Annotated in this window: 12 protein-coding genes; 8 read left to right on the top strand and 4 right to left on the bottom strand. The window is 43.9% G+C overall.

What is annotated here, in order from left to right; genetic code table 11:
• Window positions 1–11: 11 nt before the first annotated feature.
• A complete protein-coding gene (locus ACX0G7_RS18065; RefSeq protein WP_458924917.1) occupies window positions 12–1,028 on the bottom strand; it encodes a GntR family transcriptional regulator in 1,017 nt (338 codons plus the stop codon).
• Here ACX0G7_RS18065 and ACX0G7_RS18060 point away from each other — a divergent pair.
• Complete coding sequence (locus ACX0G7_RS18060) at window positions 1,027–1,152, top strand: hypothetical protein (protein ID WP_458924916.1); 126 nt, start codon at window positions 1,027–1,029, stop codon at window positions 1,150–1,152. The genes ACX0G7_RS18065 and ACX0G7_RS18060 overlap by 2 nt on opposite strands.
• 17 nt (window positions 1,153–1,169) lie before the next feature.
• On the opposite strand, the gene ACX0G7_RS18055 is transcribed toward ACX0G7_RS18060, so the two are convergent.
• The 3 genes from ACX0G7_RS18055 to ACX0G7_RS18045 all read right to left on the bottom strand — a co-directional run bounded on the left by ACX0G7_RS18055 (window position 1,170) and on the right by ACX0G7_RS18045 (window position 7,346).
• Window positions 1,170–2,882, bottom strand: coding sequence for a SusD/RagB family nutrient-binding outer membrane lipoprotein (locus tag ACX0G7_RS18055; RefSeq protein ID WP_458924915.1), 1,713 nt, complete (start codon window positions 2,880–2,882; stop codon window positions 1,170–1,172).
• Window positions 2,883–2,907: 25 nt separating this feature from the next.
• Window positions 2,908–6,315, bottom strand: coding sequence for a SusC/RagA family TonB-linked outer membrane protein (locus ACX0G7_RS18050; protein WP_458924914.1), 3,408 nt, complete (start codon window positions 6,313–6,315; stop codon window positions 2,908–2,910).
• Between the two features lie 140 nt (window positions 6,316–6,455).
• Complete coding sequence (locus tag ACX0G7_RS18045) at window positions 6,456–7,346, bottom strand: AraC family transcriptional regulator (RefSeq protein WP_458924913.1); 891 nt, start codon at window positions 7,344–7,346, stop codon at window positions 6,456–6,458.
• Window positions 7,347–7,459: 113 nt separating this feature from the next.
• On the opposite strand from ACX0G7_RS18045, the gene ACX0G7_RS18040 reads away from it, so the two are divergent.
• From ACX0G7_RS18040 to ACX0G7_RS18010, 7 genes are all read left to right on the top strand, one after another.
• A complete protein-coding gene (locus tag ACX0G7_RS18040; protein WP_458924912.1) occupies window positions 7,460–8,791 on the top strand; it encodes a sugar porter family MFS transporter in 1,332 nt (443 codons plus the stop codon).
• A 52-nt stretch (window positions 8,792–8,843) separates the two neighbouring features.
• Entirely contained in the window at window positions 8,844–12,209 is a 3,366-nt protein-coding gene (locus ACX0G7_RS18035) for a DUF5107 domain-containing protein (RefSeq protein ID WP_458924911.1), read from the top strand.
• Window positions 12,200–13,615, top strand: a complete 1,416-nt coding sequence (locus ACX0G7_RS18030; protein ID WP_458924910.1) for an aldose epimerase family protein — start codon at window positions 12,200–12,202, stop codon at window positions 13,613–13,615. Before ACX0G7_RS18035 ends, ACX0G7_RS18030 begins: the two co-directional genes overlap by 10 nt.
• A 239-nt stretch (window positions 13,616–13,854) precedes the next feature.
• Complete coding sequence (locus ACX0G7_RS18025; protein ID WP_458924909.1) at window positions 13,855–14,028, top strand: hypothetical protein; 174 nt, start codon at window positions 13,855–13,857, stop codon at window positions 14,026–14,028.
• 2 nt (window positions 14,029–14,030) lie between these two features.
• Window positions 14,031–16,289 (top strand): alpha-galactosidase, encoded by a 2,259-nt coding sequence (locus ACX0G7_RS18020; RefSeq protein WP_458924908.1) that lies wholly within the window; start codon window positions 14,031–14,033, stop codon window positions 16,287–16,289.
• 127 nt (window positions 16,290–16,416) lie between these two features.
• The gene (locus ACX0G7_RS18015) at window positions 16,417–18,003 is read left to right on the top strand and encodes a sodium:solute symporter family protein (protein WP_458924907.1); all 1,587 of its coding nucleotides are present in this window, start codon (window positions 16,417–16,419) and stop codon (window positions 18,001–18,003) included.
• On the top strand, window positions 18,000–18,935 hold the full coding sequence (locus tag ACX0G7_RS18010) for a dihydrodipicolinate synthase family protein (RefSeq protein WP_458924906.1): 936 nt from the start codon (window positions 18,000–18,002) through the stop codon (window positions 18,933–18,935). The genes ACX0G7_RS18015 and ACX0G7_RS18010 overlap by 4 nt, the downstream gene beginning before the upstream one ends.
• Window positions 18,936–19,250: the final 315 nt, after the last annotated feature.

The following is a 19,250-nucleotide window of genomic DNA, read 5'->3' as shown; positions in this document are numbered from 1 at the left end:
CTATTTGATGGTCAGAATGATTGCCTGTCAATCATCATAAAGGGATTTTCTATCACCCGCCTTTCATTGCTTAACAGCATTTCTGCGACAGACTTACCCATGGCAACATAATCAGATGTTATTGTTGAAATCCCATCCCCCACTACGCTTTTCAGGTTTGTCTCATTATAAGAAAGCAAACCGATGTCTTTACCGGCTGTCCAGTTTTGTGATTTTAGGCACTTAACTAATTCCACGAGGTGATTATCTTCAACAATGATAAATGCATCTCTCTTCTGAATATTAACTGACCCTAAATCATGGATAACAGATGTTTCAATAACATCAGTTTTGCCGAACCTGTTAAATCCGGAAACAATTTCTTTATTATAAAAATTCCGCGGCACCACAAGAAACAACCTTTTATACTTCGAAACCAGCTGCTTCATTTTTGTAAGGACAGTGAATATATCCTTATCAAAATTCTGGAATATACCAGGGTAGTGCTTTTTGTATTCCTTATAACCTACATCAAGTAAATACACCTGCTTCGAATCCAACTCAGAGAGCACCGATAGGGTATGCTCATAGATCTCAGGCATTATTATAAAATGGTTGTAGTAAGACGCCTCTTCACGTATGAGGCCTTCGAAAAGAACCTTGTTGTGATGATGAAAATAGATGTCGATCCTGCTGCCGGGCGGAAGATGCTGAACAATTGAATTGTATAAAGTGTCCTTATAAGGAGTAAAGGTATTAAACAGCAAAAAAATGTTTTGTATCTGTCTTACCCGCGTACTGGTAATATAGTATCCTTTGCCAGGAATCGAATCAATGATCCCGGCTGCACGCAGTTCATTATAAGCCGAAAATACTGAACCCCTGGCCAGCCCGAAACGCCCGGCTATGCTGTTTACAGATGGCAGTATGTCATTCTGAATCAGCAGCCCGTTTTCTATCGCCTTAAAAATACATTCCACGATTTGTTTGTAGATCGGTATGGCTGAGGAACTGTCAATAGTGATAAGATCAGGCAAAATTTTCTTCATGGAGTTAAGGTATGTGGCTACCGGCCAGGCTGCCCGGGAACTAACGGAATTTCCGGTGATGGTATTGCGTGATACCATCATGCCGTCGCTCCGGGGCAACCTGCCGATGATAGTCCCCGGCTGAATGACTTTAATTCAGAATCAGTTTCCCGCTCCAAATGCCGGCGCCGGTTTATCGTACCAGATTCTCTGGGTACTTAACGTTGGCAGATCCTGTGCATTTGGCGTGAAGCCCTGGTCTGTCATCGCTTTCTGCCAGTTCGCCCTGTTTGTCTCTCCCGGATCCAGAAGCCAGAATCTTCTTGGGATCAGCTCATTGAATGTTTCTCTTCCATAATAAGCAGAGCCCGTTCTTGGATAACCCGTTCTTCTTGAAAACACATAAGCCTCATTAGGATTCCGATAGAAGTTCAGGTATTGCTGGATATAAATTCTTTCTTTGTCGTTTGTTCCATTAAGCGCCACGTTACTGCTATTCAGATAAGTATTGATCTCAGATAAACCAGTTCCTGAAAACCCGGTGGTTGACTGGGCAACAACGGCAATATCGTTCATGGTTAAGATAGAAGCCCGGATGCCTTTTTCATACCACTCCTTTAACGAGCCTTTCGTGTTAACCGTTCCGGCATATCCCTTTTGAATAAATTCAGCAATCTGTAAACAACCTTCTGCAGCACTTACGGCAACTTCTTTGTACTGGCCTCCATCGGGCTTGTTATACTTAGGCGAAAAGAAAAACCTGTTAACCGGTGAAATGAGGAAATAATTGGTTACAGCGTTACCCGGATTATTGTTACCTACCGGGAAGGCATTTTTCATATAGGCGGCGCGGGAAGGATTTGTTGTAAAATCAGCCGGCCCTCCCTGGTATGCTATCAACGGATCATTGATGTTTATAAATGAAGGGAGTGTTGCACCATACTTGGCCAATGTATCTTTAAAACTTCCGGTAAGGCTATTCTTCTCAAAGTAGATTGGCAGTCTCGGGTCATTTACCCTCTTCATAAAATCAATGATAGAAGTAGTTCCGAAACGCTGGCTCCGGTATACAATCTCTCCCCCCTGTCCGAATGGAAGATAATCTACGCTCTGGTAAGTGAGCTGGTCTGCGATGTCGGTGATAGGTCCCCTTGTATCTGAAAGCACCTGCTGAAAGATGGTCCTGGTCCTTGCATTATCAACATTTTCGAGTCTTGCGGCAATCCTTAATTTTAGTGAGTTTGCAAGTTTTATCCACTTGGTATAGTCGCCCTTGTAGAAAACATCAGCTGTCCCGAATGAGTATTGACCGGTTAGTGAGTTGTCGCCCATAGTTGCAATAGCATCATTAAGTTCATTCAGCCAAAGCGCAAACAACGTTTCCTGGCTATCGTATTCAGGATCGAATTTGTTTTCGGTTCTTGCTTTGATTGCATTGATATAAGGAATTGATCCATTCATATCTGTTGCTTTCAAAGCGTGCAGGATACCGGCTACATAAGTGAGTGCTTTTGCTTTCCGGTAACTGCTGCTATCTTCCTTTTTAGATATCTGTGTTCTTATTTCAACCAGGTTCGGTAATACATCTTTGTATAAGGTAGGATAACGGAGGTTGACATTACTGGTAAGCTCATATGGATCAGTTGTGAGATGCTGCGTGAAGCGCATTAGCTGTTCCATACTTTCCCAGATCCACTCAGTATATTGATAAGTGATCATTTTGTCTTCCGAATAAGTAAGCAGGAAGCCGATATCCGGAGTAATAACAACACTCGGATTTGTATTGATCTCACCGAAGTTTTTTCTGCAGCCAACGGCTCCAAAGAGGACAGCAATAATCAGCGTTGCAGAGATATATTTTTTTAGACTGGTCATAGTTTAATAATTATTCGGTTACCGTTTAGAATGCTGCTCTCAGTGTAAAATTGATATTTCTGGTTTTCGGCAAGAAGCCATTCTCACCGGAAAAAGCGGTATTGTTTGAACTGTTTGAAGCCGGGTTCCAGTTGTGAGGCAAGGTCTGATAAACATAAAACAGGTCACGTCCGATCACTGAGAATGACAGGTTATTCAATTTTAGTTTTTGAACAAGATCCTTGGAAAAGTTATATGTCAATGCTACCTGGCGCAATGATATCCAAGAATTTTCGAGGACCCAGAAGTCGGCCACACCGGTTGAAGAAGAACCATAACGGTAGAAAAACTGTGGTGTGTGTGTCGGTTCAACGTAGCCGGCATCATAGGCTTCTTTGAAACTCATTCCGCCCACGTTGACCTGTGTTCCGTTGGGTTGGGTAATCATCTGGCCGGGAGCAAATACACCCTCGACTATGCGTCCATCATCATATTGTTTGTTATCATATTTACTGGTGAATGTGATGCCGCCGCTTTGCGCATCCCTGCCAAAGATTGAGTTTGGAAATACGCCTGAGTGTGTTCCCTGGCGGTAACTCATCAGTGCAAAGTCGCCCCCAATCTTAGCATCAAACAAAACATTCAGGCTAAAACTTTTGTAGGTGAATGTGTTATCCCAGCCAGCCCTGAAGTCTGCATTCATGTCACCCACATCCTGCCACACATTACTGCGTGCGGGGAAGGCTGCTCTTGCATCAGATCTCCAGGTAAGTATCGGTAAGCCATTTTTTGGATCAGATACCGGGTTGCCACTCGCATCTTTTGCCTGGTAAGGGGATGAATGGATGAGGGTTCTTAGTGTGCCATATGATCCTCCGACAACTGCCCATGAACTGATTTCACCAACATCTGTACCTGGCAACTGGTATTCAGTGCGACCGGGATAAAGTTCTATGATCTTGTTCCTGTTCCTTGAATAATTCAGCGCTGTGTTCCATTTAAAATCGGCAGTTGATACAGGAGTTCCATCAATCGTGATTTCAATGCCTTTGTTCTGGATGTTACCGGCATTGATCAGGATTGAAGTGGCTCCTGATTCGAATGGAGCCTCAATAGGTAATATCTGGTTTTTTGTGTTATCCTGGTATAATGTAAGATCAAACCCGATCCTGCTTTTAGCGAACCTCATTTCAAGACCAAGTTCCCTTGAAAACTTCCTTGAAGGCTGAAGGTTTTCCTGCAACACAAATGCGGAATTATAAGTAGAAGTAGGAACGGTTGAGCCGTTTGCATTGCTGAATCCATTGAATGAGAAACCAGGGTTAATCAGGAAAGGATCAGTGTCAGAACCCAACCAGGCTACGTTTGCGCGAAGCTTACCATAACTGATGAAGGCAGGTAATGCCTTGAAGGCATCAGTAAATATCCATGAGGCGCTTAAAGCAGGATAGTTGTAAAAGTTGTTGCCTGTACCATCAGAGTAGGTAAGTGCCGAAGACCAGTCACCTCTCCAGGTTGCCTGTAAAAAGACCATGTTCTTCCAGGCAAGGTCAGCACTTGCATAAAGAGAATTAAATTTCTTCGAACTGCTGATCCCGGCATCAACGTATCCCGGGTTTCTTGAATTAGTAATAAAATAATTTCCGGGATAGTTTAGGCCTCCTCTCGTTTCATTGTAAGAATAAGAGTTTTCAAATCGTTGCGTTTCAGCACCAATATATCCTGATACTGCGAAGTCTGAATTGAATTCTTTATTCATCATCAGCATAGCTTTGAGGAACTTGCTCCTTTTTTGTTCATAGCCGATGCCATAAAGACCGCCTGCAAAATTCCTTTGTTCGCCCAGTTCCTTGTTTTCCTTTTTGATATTAACGTTATTGATGTTTCCTTCAACAAGTAACTTGGCCCATGAAGTCAGATTCGCTGTAACTGTGATTCTGCCACGTATCAACTGTTCGTTCTGTAAATATTTGTTCTCGAAAAGATTAAACCAGAACCTTGATTCAGGGGCTTTATTTGGTTCGTCCGCATCATTCAACTGCGGGGTTCCACCATGTATACTGGTGTACTTATCCTTTTGCATCCAGTATTTGGTATCATAATTCCGTGGCAGCATCCATGAGAATAGCTTGCCAAAATTATATGATGCAAATGCATCGAGGCCGCCAAGGCGTGGTGGATTTTCACCGTCAAAATTGCTGTAATAGGTGCCAACATCAACCAGGATAGCCTTTGTAAGCTGGTGTGTCGCTCTTATATCAAAAGCATCCTTCGTAAATTTATTCGTGGGTACAATGCCTTCCCCCTGGTTGTGATTGTATGATAACCGGAAGGTTGACTTCTCCGTTGCTCCATCAAGAGCAATGTTTGTGTTTGAGCCTATTCCGGTCTGGAACGCATCGAGGAAATTGTTTGGCTGGGGAAGGTATTTTGTTGGCGTGCCGTCATAATTTCTTACATCCTGGCCAAGCATCCGCGGTCCCCAGTTTTCCAACTCGCGATAGATCTGCCTGTCGATGTATTGTTCGCCTGTTAAAGGATCAACGGGGAAAACTTTTGTTGTCCAGGCTTCATCAGGTTTGTAGTTTGGATCCCGGTTATCGGTAAAAAATGCACCCACGGTACCACCCCCAAATTCATTCTGAAAGTCAGGACCAGCATAGGGATTGTTTACACTTACTGTCTGGGCAATTGAAACGCCTATGCCTTTCCCGGAAGAGCCTTTTTTGGTTGTGATCAGGACCACTCCATTTATGGCACGGCTGCCATACAAAGCCGCTGCGGCTGATCCTTTTAATACTGATACCGAGGCAAAGTCTTCAGGGTTCAGATTTTTAAAGTCGTTGCCGAAATCTCTTCCTGTTCCACTGAAAGTTCCGTTATCCATGATAACACCATCCACAACAAATATTGGTTGGTTATTGGTACCCAGTGTTGAATTACCACGGATAACAATTTTTGTATTTCCAAATAATCCACCTGCACCCTGGTCTATCTGAACGCCAGCTACTTTTCCCTGCAATGCATTGATGGGATTTATTTCATTTGTTCTTGCTACTTCGGAACCCTTCAGTTCAGTAACCGAAAATCCCAGCTGTCTTCTTTGCTTGGTAACACCGAGGGCCGTAACAACCACACCGCCTAATTCAGTCGTTGCCGGGTTAAGGATAACCGTGATCCTTGTCTCAGATCCTGAATTCACATCCTGTGTTTCGAAGCCGACAGCTGAAATCTGTAACACTGCATTGGGAAGAACGGAAATCGAAAAGGTGCCGTCCGTACTTGTCGAAGTACCGTTAGGCGTAGATTTTTCTACAATTGATGCCCCGGCAACCGGAACACCTTTGTCGTCCTGCACGACCCCGGTTACAGTTCTTCTTTGCTGACCGATACCGGCAACAGTGAACAATACGAGCATGCAGACAAGCAAAACACGCGTTGCGTTTTTTCTCATAAACAGTGAGGTTAAATGAAGTGAAGAATTATGTACCAGTATGTACTGGTACATAAAGCTAGATTTATTTTTAAGTTCTTACCAAAAAAAACTTAATAAAAATATCATGAAGGCGGAGTGCAAATATGTAATAATGAATATTAATTATTGGTGTTGATCAGTCGCTGTCGGTACTGCGCAGGCGAAATTCCGATCATCTTTTTGAAGAGCCTGGAAAAGTAATAGGTGTCTTCTATTCCTAATGCAGCAGAAATTTCCTTGATACGTTCATTAGTAAATTGTAAATGCTGGCAGGCACGCTGAATTTTCAGGTGATTGAAATATTCAATGGGGGCAAAGCCCGTGCTTTTTTGAAAGACCGCTGCAAAGTGCGAAGCAGACAGGTTTACATGGGTAGCCAGATCAGACAAGGTAAGTTTGCCACTCACGTGCTGCTGCATATAGTCGATGGCGATGCCAGCCTTGTCTTTCCGTGTTTCAGTTTTTGAGAAGTCAAATTTCTCATCAAAGCGGAAAGATGCAAAAAAATGCGGGAGACAAAGATTGGCATAAACAATATGATCGTGGCTGTATCCTCTTTGCAGGTTGGTGTACATCTCATCAAAAAAGGCGATCCGCTGCTCTGAATATTTGACCATCCCCTTCTTACTGTTCAATTTGCTGATCAGCGATAAACACATGGCGTTGGCAATTTTCCCCTTGAAATGAAGCCAATAAATTGTCCATGGATTATTGTTGTCCGCCCCGTAGGCATGGGGCTGATGGGCGGGAACGATAAAGAAATTCCCGGCACTGATATTTTGTTGGCCATCTTCATACTGCACCCAGCCTTTGCCTTCGACGCAGTAGATGAGAATGTTCTGATCTATCCCGGGATTGCGTTTCCTGTAGTGATGAGAAGCTTTGGGATAGTAGCCTATGTCGGTTATATAGCACTCATTGATCACATCATTTTTTGCGCACTGAAGTGATAATACCTTGCGTGGAATCATGATTGCGCGTTGACCGTTGAATCCTTCTTTCTTTCTCATACACGTGGTGGCAGTTAAAAATAATAAGATTGTCCATCATAACCATAAAAAAAGCTATCATCATATTGGATATAAAGTTCAACTTTTGAATACGATTAGTTAAAGGCTTGCAGATGAACCAAAAGTATAACACCGCTTATATCTACCTGATATCTTTTATCTCTGCGCTGGGTGGATACTTATTTGGTTTCGACTTCGCCGTGATAGCCGGAGCACTTCCATTTCTAAAATCACATTTCAATCTTAATGCATATCAGGAAGGATTTACAACAGCTTCGTTAGCGCTGGGCTGCATGGCAGGTTGTGTGTATGCCGGGAGGTCTTCGGAGAGTTTAGGCAGGAGGGTTTCATTGATGATTGCCGCACTGGTGTTTACCGTCTCATCTCTGCTGATGGCCGCAGCAACGTCTATCACATTTTTTATAACAGCCCGGTTTTTCGCAGGATTCGCTGTGGGCATGGCTTCGCTGCTATCGCCGATGTATATAGCCGAGATTTCGCCGGCAAAGCTGAGAGGTAGGATGGTTAGTCTGAATCAGCTTGCCGTGGTGATTGGGATACTGGTCACTAACATCGTGAATTATTTCTTAAGTGCCCGGGGAGAAGATTCGTGGAGATGGATGTTTGGTGCTGGCGCAATACCATCTATTTGTTTTTTAGGTGGAATACTCTTGTTACCCGAAAGCCCGTCATGGCTATACCGGAAAGGCCGGCAGGAGGCTTCGAGGCGCATTCTACAAAAGATCGGGGACGCTTCTTATGCTGAGCAGGTGATAACCTCTATACAGCATTCAACTATTTCAACTGAAAAGGTTTCTTTCGGCAAACTATTCCGGGAGCCTTATGCCAGGCCAGTGATAGCGGGAGTGGTGCTTGCGGTGTTTCAGCAGTTCTGCGGCATCAATGTAGTCTTTAATTATACACCTTCTATTTTTGAAAGTATTGGTTTTGATAAGGACGACCAGTTGATGCAAACCGTTTTTATCGGTGCCATCAATTTTACCTTTACACTGGTTGCCATTTCGCTGGTAGATAAGATCGGACGAAAGCCGCTGATGTTGGCAGGTGCGGGTTTACTGGCTGTATTACACCTGGTGATTGCGGGTCTGCTTCAATCAAAATCCCCTTATACCACCATACCGCTGCTTGGTTCCATCGCAGTTTATGCGTCTACACTGGCACCGGTGACCTGGGTTTTAATAAGCGAAATATTCCCAGGCAAAGTCCGGAGCGCTGCAACTTCATTTTCTGTTCTATGCCTCTGGGGCGCCTACTTTGTGCTCACGTTTACTTTTCCAATACTTAGTGAACTGTTCGGTGGTGTATCTAACACTTTTTACCTCTATGCGGCAATCTGTGCGGCGGGGGCGGTTTTTATCTGGTTGAGAATAAAAGAAACCAGGGGCGTTGAACTGGAGAATATGGATTCGGTATTTCATCATTGAGGGCAGGGGTTCAACGTTGATATTTTAGCTGCCCGATTATAATTGATCAATTATGCAACAGGTAAGGGCCTGGAGGGAGACTGTAATAATACCGACTTATGAAGTTGGTAAGCCGGAGAAAAATCCGATTTTTCTTGAAAAAAGGATTTACCAGGGTAGCCGTGGTGCCGTTTACCCACACCCTGTTATCGAGACAATTGCGGAACAAAAGATTGACAGGGAATACCAGGCAGTATTTATAGAAAATGAATTTCTCAGGATCATGATTCTTCCTTCGCTGGGCGGGAGAATTCAACGTGCATATGATAAAATAAGACAACGTGATTTTGTGTACTACAACCGGGTGATCAAACCGGCACTGGTTGGGCTCACTGGTCCCTGGATCAGTGGAGGTATTGAATTCAACTGGCCGCAACATCACAGGCCTTCAACATTTGACCCGGTTGATTGCACCATTATTGAAAATAAAGATGGGAGTAAGACGGTATGGGTGAACGAAGTTGAACTGATGACCCGCACGAAGGGGATGGCGGGATTTACGCTATATCCCGACAAAGCTTATCTTGAAATAAGGGGGAAGCTTTTCAACCGGACACCCTTTCCGCAAACATTTCTTTGGTGGGCAAATCCTGCAGTTAAGGTTAATGATCATTATCAATCTATATTTCCGCCTGATGTACATGCGGTGTTCGATCATGGAAAGCGTGATGTGAGCGGCTTTCCGATAGCAACGGGTACTTACTATAAGGTTGATTATTCGCCAGGTACGGATATTTCCCGCTATAAGAATATACCGGTTCCCACTTCTTTTATGGCGGTCGAATCTGAGTTTAATTTTATTGGCGGTTACGAGCATGACACCCAGGCCGGGATGCTGCACGTAGCAAATCATCATATCAGTCCCGGTAAAAAGCAATGGACCTGGGGGGCAGGTGATTTCGGCCGTGCCTGGGATAAAAATTTAACGGATGAAGATGGACCATATATCGAGTTGATGTGCGGTGTTTTCACCGATAACCAACCCGACTTTAGTTGGTTGCAGCCAAATGAAGAGAAAACCTTCGAGCAATATTTTATGCCCTATGCCGGGATTGGCGAGGTAAAAAACGCATCAAAACATGCGGCAATCAATTGCATCATAAGCAGCGATGCCATTCTGATCAAGGTGTATTCAACCTCTTATTTTGCAGAAGCTCAAATCAATGTTTATGAAGGCGGGCAGTCTTTGTTTTCAGATCAGCTTGCATTTGAACCCGGAGGTATTTATGAGCATCACCTGGAGACGGCCGGATCTTATGAGATGATGGAGTTTGAAGTGGTAGTGTCTGCAAAAGGCCGCATTTTGATTGACTATAAACACCGGCAACAAAAAACACGGGAGATGCCATTGGCCGCGGTCGCGGCTCCGGATCCAATTAATGTAGAAAACAATGAGCAATTGTTTTTGCACGGATTACACCTTGAGCAATATCGTCATGCAACATATGATCCCTGCAGTTATTACCTCGAGGCGCTTCGGCGGGATGCTTCAGATATCCGTAACAATAATGCAATGGGCCTGTGGCATCTGAGAAGGGCGCAACCGGAAATCGCAGAAAGTTATCTGAGAAATGCAGTGAAGTCCATCCTGCTGAGGAATCCAAACCCTTATGATGGAGAACCATTATACAACCTTGGCCTTTGTTTGAAGATGCAGGGGCGCGACGATGAGGCTTTTAATTTCTTTTATAAGGCTACCTGGAACGATGCCTGGCAGCACAATGGGTTTTTGCAACTGGCAAGACTTGCTGCAAGAAAAGGGGAGTTTGAAGAGGCGATTGAGCTGGTCGGTAAATCATTAAACCGGAATTATTCATCTCCTTCGGCGAGACATCTCAGGGCGGTATTGCTCCGGAAGCTTGGGCGTAACGACGAGGCGCTTGACTGGATTAATGCTTCATTGCATGTTGATGCATTTAACCTTGGTTGCCTGTTTGAGAAGGATATTCTTGAGTCATTGAGCACTTCAGATAATTTTCCTGGCGGTGGAAAGTACGAACCGGGTGATCATGATCCAATAACCGACGGGACGTTGCCAGCAGATTACTTCGATCAGGCCGTGAGAAATAATTTTAATAATTATGCGGAATACGCTCTTGATTATTCTGATGCCGGGATGTATGCTGAAGCTTGTGATCTACTGAAGAAGTATAAACCCGCAAAGGATGAGCCTTTGTTGAACTATTATCTTGGATGGTTCAGCTTAAAGGCTGGATCAGCAGCTGAGGCTAAATCATACTTTGATAAAGGTGCCGCTGCACCGGCTGATTATTGTTTTCCTTCAAAAGTTGAGGAGGTTGAAATATTGAAGGCGGTCTTGCAGCAGAACAAGCAGGATGCAAAAGCTTTTTATTATCTGGGGAATTACGGGTTTGCTAACGGGGTGTATGCGGAAGCCATCCCGGCCTGGGAGCGTTCAGCGGCGATTGGTGATACGTTTCCGACAGTGTTCAGGAATCTTTCCCTGGCTTATTTCAACAAGTTGAATGAAACGAGCCGCGCGCTGGAGGCAATGGAAAAAGCTTTTGAACTGGATACATCGGATTCCAGGTTATTGATGGAACTTGACCTGTTGCATAAACTATGTAATTTCTCTCCCTGGAAAAGATTGCAGTTGCTCGAAGATCATATCGCCCTGGTGGAACAGCGGCATGATCTGTATATGGAAAGGCTGACACTGTACAATTTGCTGGGTGATTACGAAACTGCGAAGGCATTGATCCATGAAAGGAAATTTCAACCATGGGAAGGTGGAGAAGGAAAGATAGTGCTGCAGTTTTGCACCTGTAATATTGAGCTGGCAAAACAGGCGCTGGAAGAAAACGATCCCGAAACTGCTCTACGGTTTTTGGATGAATTAGATGTATACCCTGAGAATCTTGGCGAAGGCAAGTTACCGGGCAAACCGGAAAACGATATCTATTACTGGAAGGGTATTGCCTATGAAATGATGAACATGCTTGCGGAAGCGCTTATTTTATTTAATAAGGCAAAGAAGGGTGACATTGTGCCGAAACAGGCGATATTTTACAATGATCCGCAACCGGAAAACATATTTTACCAGGCAAAGGCGTGGGAAAAGACCGGGGAAGTGCATCACGCAAATTCGATTTTTAACAACCTCGTGGAGTTTGGAAAGGAACATATGAATGATCATATCCGGATCGATTATTTTGCGGTGTCACTACCAGAACTTATGGTGTTTGACCAGGATCTCGACAATAAGAATGCCATCCATTGCTTGTATATAATGGGCTTAGGCTACCTGGGGCAGAAGGATCCCGCGCGAGCCAGGGAATGTTTTGATGAAGTTTTGCAGCGGGATGTTAACCATATAGGAGCAAGCATACATCTCAATTGCAAACTCCTATGGAAATAGAGAAGAATGGTTCATCTCAATTGCAAACTCCTATGGAAATAGAGAAGAATGGTTCATCTCAATTGGAAACTCTTATGGAAATAGAGAAGAGACGGTCATCTCAATTTCAAACTGCTATGGAAATAGAAAAGATATGTTGGGGTGAAAATTCCAACGGTACGGCCTGGTTGTACACCATAAAAAGCGAGCGCATCGAGATTGATGTTACCAATTATGGTTGCACAATCGTTGCTATCCGGGTTAATGGCCGAAATGTGATACTGGGCTACTCCGGCTTTGCCGAACTGAGCGCCGACAAGTATTATGTAGGGTGTATTGTTGGCCGGTTTGCGGGTCGTATTTCAGGGTCATCATTTGTGATTGGCGGTGATGACTATCGTTTACCTGCTAATGATGGGACCAGCGGAAATCACCTTCATGGTGGTGTCAAAGGGTTTAACAGGATGATGTTCCGTGAGGTCGCAGTGAAGCCAGGGGATCATGCTGCTTCGGTTGCATTTGCAGGTTTGAGTGAACACCTGGACCAGGGATACCCGGGAAATGTTGATATAACATTCACCCTTACCCTGACTGATGACAATGAAATCCTTCTTGATTATTTAGCCGTTCCGGACCGGCCGACGCATATCAATCTTACGCATCATTTATATTATAATCTTTGTGACCCGAAGCCGGGCACGGCGCAGGAGCTTACCATTAATGCTGATTTGATTGCGGAGACTGGTGAGGATTATATCCCAACGGGCAGGATCATTGCCGTTCCTGAATATGCAGATTTTTCGACAAGCCGACCTATATCGAGGAACATAAACTATAGTGAATATTATGTTTTGAAAGAGAGGCAAGGCGCCGACGTGATGAAAGAGGGAAGAGAAACTGCTGAAGGAGTGAAAGTCCGGGTGGAAAATTCTGAAGCAATGAGAGAAGGGAGAGAAAATGTTGAGGGAGAAAAAGTAGGGGAGGAAATTGCTGAAGGAATTAAAGAAGAGAGCAAAACCTTGGAAGCAATGAGAGAAGGGAGAGAAAGTGTTGAAGCCTTGAAAAAAGAAATGGAAAGTGATGAAGCACTGAGAGGAAGGAGAGAAGTTGTTGAATTGCTCGTAGAGGGTAGTGAAACCTCCAGAGGAACGGAAGTTGCCCAATCAACGTTAATGGTTGATGCTATTCTCGCAGATAGTTCGTCGGGTGGGCGTGGTCTGACTATGGAGCTGTCAACAACATGTCCGGCGATTATTTTTTATTCGGGTCAATTCCTGGGTCCGCCATTTTATCCGAAGCAGGGCATCTGTCTCGAAACTCAATATCTGCCTGATTCCCCGAATCAAAAAAATTTTCCTTCTACCTTGTATACTCCCGAGAAAAAATTCAGGGAACAGACAAGGCTTCGCTTCAAACATATTATTTAAAGTGCAAAGATGATCCTCCCGGTTTGGATAGAAATTTACTTGTATGACTGTATCGCATACTTTCACGGGCTTCGATTTTGCGTTTTTTGAAGTGGACGCTATTTTAGGCAACTCTCCTTGCTTTGCCTGAAATAGCGTCCATTCCTAAAACAGTGGATTTTAAATACCTTCCCGGGTCTGAAGACGATAGATTGCGGAAGATGTACCGTAAGATCAAATCAAATATGTTAACCGACTTAATGATACTACTTACAAGAATGAACGAGAAAGCAGGAATAGTATTCACAAAAGTGAACACAGTGTTCACACGATTGGATGCAGCATTCCCTGCAGTAAACCCGACTTTCAAAACAGGTAAGGTGAATCTGACAACAGTAGACCGGACTTTCACACCAGTGAATTCAACCCTATAACAATGAACTCAACTTTAACAGCAGCACTAATTCCGACTATCGTGAAATCAAATTCATTCCCCGCTAAAATATTTTCGACTGCCCTGCTGGTATGTCTTTTGACTTCGGTCCAAACTACAGCCCAGGTTAATATTGTCATCAAATCGAAGGACAACGCCATCGCTTTCAAAACGGACAAGGACAGCCTGCTCTATATAAGCTATTTCGGGGCTGCACTCAAAAATGACAGTGCTTACCGTCGGATAAACGATGAGTATCGCCTGACAGATGATAACAACTCGATGACAAACAATGCTTACACGCCAGCCGGCACATGGAACCTTCTTGAGCCTGCGCTGCAGATCGAACAGGCCGACGGTAATCATTCTGTAGAATTAAAATACGTGAGCCACGAAGAAAAGAAGGAAAAAGAAAATGTATTCCTGACCTCTATTATTTTAAGAGACCCGGTATACCCGGTGGAAGTAACCCTGCACTACAGGGTTTTCTTCAAAGAAAATATAGTTGAACAATGGTCAGTCATAAAAAACAACAACCCTAAAAAAACAATCAAACTCGAAAAATATGCCTCTGCCAATTTGTATTTTACCGGCGACCGGTTTTTCCTGAGACAATATCATGGTGGGTGGGCGGAAGAAATGAAACCCGAAGAACATGAGCTGACCGCGGGCATTAAAACACTGGATTCTAAACTGGGTACCCGGGCGAATCTTTTTCAACCACCATCCTTTGTATTGGGAATTAACAAACCAACCGATGAAGAAGATGGTGAAGTTTTGCTTGGAACGCTGGCCTGGACCGGGAATTTCAGGATCGATTTTGAAAAAGATGGTTTCAATAACCTGAGGCTGATTGCCGGCATCAATCCTTATGCATCTCAATATCACCTGGCTGGTAACACCAGTTTTGAAACTCCGGCATTCATATATAGTTATTCCAACAAAGGGGTTGGCACAGCGAGCCGCAACCTTCATAACTGGGCAAGAAACTATCGCATACCAGATGGTAACGGATCAAGACAAACATTACTCAACAACTGGGAAGCTACATATTTTGATTTTGATGAAAACAAGCTGACAAGCCTGTTCAAAGGAGCAAAGGAACTGGGAGTCGATTTGTTTTTACTGGATGATGGATGGTTCGGTAATAAGTATCCGAGGAACGACGATCGGGCCGGCCTGGGCGACTGGCAGGAAAACCGTAAGAAACTTCCACAAGGCGTTCCCTTCCTGGTAAGTGAAGCTGAGAAGCAGGGAATTAAATTCGGAATCTGGGTCGAGCCGGAAATGGTGAATCCTAAAAGCGAGTTGTATGAAAAACATCGTGACTGGGTGATCCGTCAGCCAAACAGGAAAGAATATTATTTCAGAAACCAGCTTGTACTCGATCTCGCTAATCCCGAAGTTCAGCAATTCGTTTTTAGCGTGCTTGATACGTTATTGACAAAAAACCCAAACCTGGCTTTTATAAAATGGGATTGTAACGCCGTTATATATAATGCGCATTCTGCTTACCTGCAAAAGAAAAATATCCCTCAATCGCACTTGTATGTTGAATATGTAAAAGGTCTGTATGAAGTGCTTGCAAGATTCAGAAAAAAATATCCTGCTATTCACATGATGCTTTGCAGCGGGGGCGGCGGGAGGGCCGATTATAAAGCTTTGTCTTATTTTACTGAATACTGGCCCAGCGATAATACTGATCCGTACGAACGTATCTTCATTCAATGGGAGAATTCGTTTTTCTTTCCTGCCATTACTTCCTGCAATCATGTTACTGATTGGTCCAGGGCGTCTATGAAATTCAGAACTGATGTCGCAATGATGGGCAAAGCGGGTTTCGATGTTGTTGTTGATAAACTTTCAGAAAACGACAAGCGTTTTGCGGTTAATGCACTGAAAGATTACAAAACCGTGAGCAATACGATCTGGCACGGTGATATGTATCGCCTCGTGAATCCGTGGAAAAACAATTCAGCATCACTTATGTACGCTTCAGCCGACGCTAAGTCGGCAGTTGTATTCAATTATCTGACTAACCGCAGATATAATAATAATCCTAGTACTGAGCCCGTAAAATTAAAAGGGCTGGATGCCTCGAAAAATTACCAGGTAAAAGAAATAAATCTGTACCCGGGGCAGAAACCAGTGATCAGCGAGAATAAGGTTTTATCAGGCGATTTCCTGATGAATGTCGGGATCAACATGAGATTGAGCCAGTCGCATCCGAGTGTAGTCGTACAAATCCAACAGGTGCCCTGAGATAAACGTTGACCGGCAGCAGCCGTAACAAGTGTCCAGTTGAGCGGCAAACAAAGAAATTATCAAAGTCGAAAATTTATAAATAGTTTCGGAATGTTCAAGAACTGATATAATGTAACCTGCCGGTATGAGCAAACTATCCATCATCGATATTTCAATAGTCATTTTGTACATGACGGGGATGTTGATAGTGGGATATCATTTTTCCAGGAAGAAAAAAAGCTCGGATCAGTTTACAAAAGCTTCAGGCAAAATCCCCTCATGGGCAATAGGACTTTCTATTTATGCAACCTTCTTAAGCAGCAACACTTTTATAGGCGTGCCAGGCAAAGCATTTGGAAGCAACTGGAATGCGTTTGTATTCAGCCTGTCATTACCTCTTGCTGCCTGGGTGGCCTCTAAATACTTCGTACCCTTCTACCGGAAAAATGGTGGTGTATCTGCATATTCACATCTTGAACATCGGTTCGGTCCATGGGCAAGAACCTATGCCGTTATTTGTTTTTTACTCACACAGTTGGCCAGGATGGGTTCCATCTTTTTTGGCATTGCGCTGGCCCTGCAGGCCCTGACAGGATATGAGATGTCGGTGATCATGATCATAATGGGTCTTTGCATAATTTTCTATACGGTTATGGGTGGCATCGAGGCGGTGATCTGGACAGAAGTGGTGCAGGGTATCATTAAAACTGCCGGTGCGATCCTGATTCTTTATCTTGTAATTGCTGACATGCCGGGCGGTGTATCAAAAATAATAGACATAGGGAAACAGGATAATAAATTCAACCTGGGCAGTTTTTCACCCGACTTCACGCAGTCGACCTTCTGGATGGTGCTTTTATATGGGTTCTTCATCAACCTTAATAACTTTGGCATGGATCAGAATTATGTTCAGCGTTATCATACGGTGGGTTCCTCAAAGGAAGCATCGCGTTCTGTATGGTTTAGTGTCTGGATGTATGTTCCGGTATCATTTTTATTTTTTGTGATAGGAAGCTGTTTGTATGCTTATTACCAGGTTCACCCGGAAGCGATCGATGTTATCAGGATGCAGGTGGCCCGTGAAAGACTTGGTTCAGGCTCAACAACGAGTGATCTGTTGGCTTATGCTGCAACATTAACACCGGCCGACTATGGCGACAAGATCATTCCCTACTTTATTGTGACCAGAATTCCGACTGGTCTCATGGGAATCATCATTGCCGCGGTACTCTCTGCGGCAATGAGTACCATCAGCTCCGGTATGAATGCCTCTGCAACAGTATTTGCGGTTGACATTTATAAAAGATATTTCAGGCCGGGAATGGATGATAAACAAAACCTGCGGATCTTACACCTGGGTACCGTTTGCTTCGGACTTTTGGGCATGGGGGCCGGAATCATGATGATAGGCGTGAAAAGTCTCCTCGATATCTGGTGGCAGTTATCCGGAATATTTGCCGGCGGCGTGTTGGGGCTATTCCTGTTGGGAATCATCAGCAGAAATACAAAAAACGCCGCGGCATTGACAGCTACGATCATTGGTGTGCTGGTGATCCTCTGGCTTACATTCTCACCACGTCTCCCTGCAAGCTTTGGTGTATTGCGCAACACACTTCATGTTAATATGGCTATAGTGGTCGGAACCTTATCAATCTTTTTATCGGGGCTGTTATTAACAGTGATCAAAGGAAAAGTTACAGGGGAACTGGATTCAGTAAATCAACCACAATGAAGTTTATCAACAAAGGGTTTATTCCGGTAATGATCACTCCGTTTACTGATTCAGGAGAGATTGATCTTAATGGATTGACCCATCTTACCGAGAGATACCTCGAAGCCGGTGCCGCGGGGCTGTTCGCTAATTGCCTCTCAAGTGAAATATTTCATTTGAGCATGGGGGAAAAGCTACTGATTGTGAAACATGTGATGAAAGTTGTGAATGGCAGCGTTCCTGTTGTTGCTACGGGGAGCATTGGGGGACCGATAACTGAACAGGCTGATTTTGTGAAAGAAATCTTTGATTGTGGTGTGGATGCAGTGATCGCCATTACAAACATGATGGCCTCAGAACATGAGCCTGATGTTGTGCTTAATGAAAGGGTATTAAAATTGTTTGACCTCGCACCGGACATTCCAATGGGCTTATATGAATGCCCAAGTCCGTATAAAAGAACGATTAGTGCCGGACAGCTGAAAATATTTGCGGATACCGGCCGGCTTACCTATCTCAAAGACACCTGCCTCGATATTAACCAGGTGAAGCAAAAACTCGATGTTACCAGGGACTGCAGCCAGTTTGGGCTGTACGATGCTTATATGGTTCATGCCATTGAGTCGCTGACAGCAGGATCTGCAGGCTTGTCCTGTATCCAGGGCAATTACTGGCCGGAACTCATTTGCTGGATTTGTGCAAATTATGATAACGCAAAAGTTGCGACTGAGCGGGGGCAGGTCATGGATTTTCTCAAAACCAATATGCAAGTGATGCATGAAGGGTATCCGGCCACGGCCAAATATTACTGGCAGAAAAGGGGCATGCCGATAACAACTTTCACCAGGCAAAGAACTGGCGAACTATCTTCAGCAGAGATACACGATATAGACAGGCTTCACCTGGAATACACCGGTCTGATAAATAAGCTGGATCTTAGAATCAAGATTTGATTGTTTAATGGGGAGTTTAAGAGTGTATTAATAAATCAAAAAGTTCCCGGGATGAAGTTGATGGATGTTATCCTCTGGCACTACATCAAATAGTGTAAACTAAGCAAGCGGCCGTAGTGAAGATATTTCATGTTTGTATTGGTATGATGACCCCTGGTTGTTATCTCTCAACACTAAAATAAATTAACTTCAGGAGGAATTTAGAAGTTGAAGTTTAAGGAGTAAACCGAAGATCTTGCCGCTGTTTGAAATCGTGGCATGAGATCTTAAACCAAATCGGTCTGCCATGAGTTTACAATAATAATTAGCGTATAA

The sequence above is a fragment of the Flavitalea antarctica genome (assembly GCF_054461535.1).
Note: the sequence above shows the minus strand (reverse complement) of the source record. Positions and strands in the feature narration are given on the sequence as shown.

Coding starts and splice junctions, on each gene's coding strand:
- ACX0G7_RS18060 (WP_458924916.1), top strand. CDS start 1,027: ATGGAGTTAAGGTATGTGGCTACCGGCCAGGCTGCCCGGGAACTAACG.
- ACX0G7_RS18065 (WP_458924917.1), bottom strand. CDS start 1,028: ATGAAGAAAATTTTGCCTGATCTTATCACTATTGACAGTTCCTCAGCC.
- ACX0G7_RS18055 (WP_458924915.1), bottom strand. CDS start 2,882: ATGACCAGTCTAAAAAAATATATCTCTGCAACGCTGATTATTGCTGTC.
- ACX0G7_RS18050 (WP_458924914.1), bottom strand. CDS start 6,315: ATGAGAAAAAACGCAACGCGTGTTTTGCTTGTCTGCATGCTCGTATTG.
- ACX0G7_RS18045 (WP_458924913.1), bottom strand. CDS start 7,346: ATGAGAAAGAAAGAAGGATTCAACGGTCAACGCGCAATCATGATTCCA.
- ACX0G7_RS18040 (WP_458924912.1), top strand. CDS start 7,460: ATGAACCAAAAGTATAACACCGCTTATATCTACCTGATATCTTTTATC.
- ACX0G7_RS18035 (WP_458924911.1), top strand. CDS start 8,844: ATGCAACAGGTAAGGGCCTGGAGGGAGACTGTAATAATACCGACTTAT.
- ACX0G7_RS18030 (WP_458924910.1), top strand. CDS start 12,200: ATGGAAATAGAGAAGAATGGTTCATCTCAATTGCAAACTCCTATGGAA.
- ACX0G7_RS18025 (WP_458924909.1), top strand. CDS start 13,855: ATGATACTACTTACAAGAATGAACGAGAAAGCAGGAATAGTATTCACA.
- ACX0G7_RS18020 (WP_458924908.1), top strand. CDS start 14,031: ATGAACTCAACTTTAACAGCAGCACTAATTCCGACTATCGTGAAATCA.
- ACX0G7_RS18015 (WP_458924907.1), top strand. CDS start 16,417: ATGAGCAAACTATCCATCATCGATATTTCAATAGTCATTTTGTACATG.
- ACX0G7_RS18010 (WP_458924906.1), top strand. CDS start 18,000: ATGAAGTTTATCAACAAAGGGTTTATTCCGGTAATGATCACTCCGTTT.